Source organism: Herbivorax alkaliphila (genome assembly GCF_030848475.1).
Classification (GTDB): Bacteria; Bacillota; Clostridia; order Acetivibrionales; family Acetivibrionaceae; genus Herbivorax.
The window spans coordinates 1-2,610 of the sequence record NZ_JAVDDS010000108.1 but is presented as its reverse complement, the minus strand read 5'-3'; the positions used below and the strand labels follow the sequence as shown (position 1 = coordinate 2,610).

Below are 2,610 nucleotides of genomic sequence, written 5' to 3'. Positions count from 1 at the left end.
TGTCAAGCATTTTTGAAAATGTCCTAAAAAAATAAAAACATAAGCACTAATTTGTTTGGTTCTTATGTTTTTTTATTGTATTATAATTGAATTAAGCTTTAGATTAGCTCAGATTTATCAGTTAAATAAAATGGCATGAAAAATAACCCAAAACAAAAATGCGGGGTGGGAAAGAAAAAAATAAAATATACTATTTGTAGGAAGCAGAAAGTATTTAAACTATCCGGCTGTGTTTAATAATTGTAAATTCCAGTCTTTCATGTTAGGAAAGTTCTTGTAAACTTTAAAGCCCTTAGAGGTATATATATTATAAAACTTTGAATATGCTTGAATTCCAGATTTATCATTATCTAAACAAAACACTAATTTATGGATTTGGGGCTTGCTATTAAGGTATGAATTAAGTGCAGTATCACAAACGCCTCCAAGAGAAAGCATATGAGATTGTAATCTTGTTGAGTGCAAGTAAATAGTCCTATAGCTTAATAAATCAATAGGGCTTTCAAATATACAAAGAATATCATTAGAACCTGCTAAACTAAAAGAATATCTTTTATCAGAACCTTTAGATTCAAATTTTAAGTTGCTATTTGGAAAACAAGACCTTTGCAAAGCATACCTAATTGAATGATTTTCATCTATACCAGTTATAACACAGTTATGTGTTTGATGTGCTTCATAAATACGCCCAAGTTTAATAAGAGGAATAACAACACTAGAAGATAGTCTCCTTGTTTTGATAAGGTAGGCAATTACCCTTTTATCATCAATGTTTCTCTTTGGCAGAACAAGACTATTGTTTCTAGTAGTGTTAATATCTTTAATTAGATTAATTTCAGCAGTTGAAAGCATATCAACAGCTTTTTTAAAAGGAATATTTTCGATTTTAATCAAAAAATCCAGAGTGTTACCGCCGATTGATAATTGATGGTTATACCACATATTCCTTGAAACAACTAATCCTGAGTAATTTCTAACTCTATATTGACGACCTTCTTTTAAAAGGATATATCCATTATTTCTGAGATATTCCACAAGATTAGCCTTTCGAGATTGAACTATTAAATTATTATTCATATAAACCCTCCCAGTAATGGTTTTAAGCAGACTTATTTTTCAAATGAGATTGTTTACTCAGATATTTTAAAAATGAATCTCTTTTCCAAGGATGAGTAATTGGAGGTATATATTTAGCTTTTTGTTTAGGTTTTTCTTTTAAGTTATCAAAATTCTTTGATAAAGTGTGTCTTTTGGCTATTTCATTTAATCCATAAATGGTATCATTAATATTAACATATAATGATCCGTCAAAAGATTTTATTACCAATGCTTCTGTTTTTTTGCGATAATATACTGGAGAATTTTGATTATTTACAGGGATAAAAAATTTGTTATTATATTTAATGCAATGACCGTTGTCTATTTTTCGTTTTGAAATAACGGATAGTATTAAATTAATTTCTTCAACAGAGGGTTGTTTTTCAAACACAGATTTGCTATTATCAACTTGTAAAGCAAATCTTGCGTTGAATTTTTTTATGTAGGAGTTTAAAAATTCATTCGCAGACTTGATGTCTTTCACGCCTGCCAATCTCATTTCGAGGGGCAGGCGTGATTGCAGTGTTTCAAATATTCTTTCTACTCGACCTTTAGCTTGTGCTACACTTGTACATTGAATTTCAATACCAAGTTGCTTACAGGCATATCCAAACTGCGTAAATGTATCATCTTCAAGAGATGCATTTTTTTTATTGTTGTACTCAAATACAGTACGTTTGTCGGTCAAAAACTTATATGGAATTCCATGATTTATTAAAATTTGATTTAAAATATTATAGTATCCGTTTAGTGTTTCCTGCTTATCAAAGGAAGCACCAAGAATTTTGCCGGTACAGTCATCAACAGCAATATGGAGGTTAGTTTTAGAATCCCCAAACCATAAGTGGACAGAAGCATCCATTTGAACAAGTTCACCATAGTAAGCTGCTCTAGGTCTTCTAGGGTGAGAATTCTCAATTTCAACAAGGCTTGAATTAATTTTTTTTGTTTCCGTTTTATTTAATCCTGGTTGCTTCTGCATGTCTTTTAGAAGTTTTTTAAATCTTTTTTTTGTAGATTTATGTGCTTTAGGAGAAAGAATATAGTTTTTCATTAGAATATTTCTAACTGAACTATTAGAAATATTAATATTTTCACGTTCTTCTAAAAGCTCTTTAAAATGAGTAAAATTAGCATCGCTATATTTAGTGCTATAAAAATCATTAACTAGTTTTTTAGTGTCTTCAGGCAAAGTATGAGCAGGTTTCCTACCCTTATTGCCATGAACAAAAAAAGCCTTTCCGTCATTGATGTAACCTTTAATCATTCTATTTATAGTTCTTATAGTACAACCGATTTTACAAGCTGCTGATTTTTTGTTTCCTTTTGTTTCAACTAGTTTTTTAATTATTTCATATTTCTTGTTTTCGTTCATGCTTAATTCCACCTTTTTCATAAAATCACCTCATCAATATATTTTTATTTTTCACAATATATATCGATAAGTTTTGTTTTTTATTTTGGGACAAAATCATAAGTGTTATATTAAGACATTATCATAAATGAATCATA

At 29.2% G+C, this 2,610-nt stretch carries 2 protein-coding genes; both read right to left on the bottom strand.

The features are described 5' to 3' along the window. Window positions 1-219 precede the first annotated feature (219 nt). On the bottom strand, window positions 220-1,077 hold the full coding sequence (locus RBH29_RS17410; protein ID WP_306698279.1) for a toprim domain-containing protein: 858 nt from the start codon (window positions 1,075-1,077) through the stop codon (window positions 220-222). 22 nt (window positions 1,078-1,099) lie between these two features. Beyond that, on the bottom strand, window positions 1,100-2,473 hold the full coding sequence (locus tag RBH29_RS17405) for an ISNCY family transposase (RefSeq protein WP_459076801.1): 1,374 nt from the start codon (window positions 2,471-2,473) through the stop codon (window positions 1,100-1,102). Window positions 2,474-2,610 lie beyond the last annotated feature (137 nt).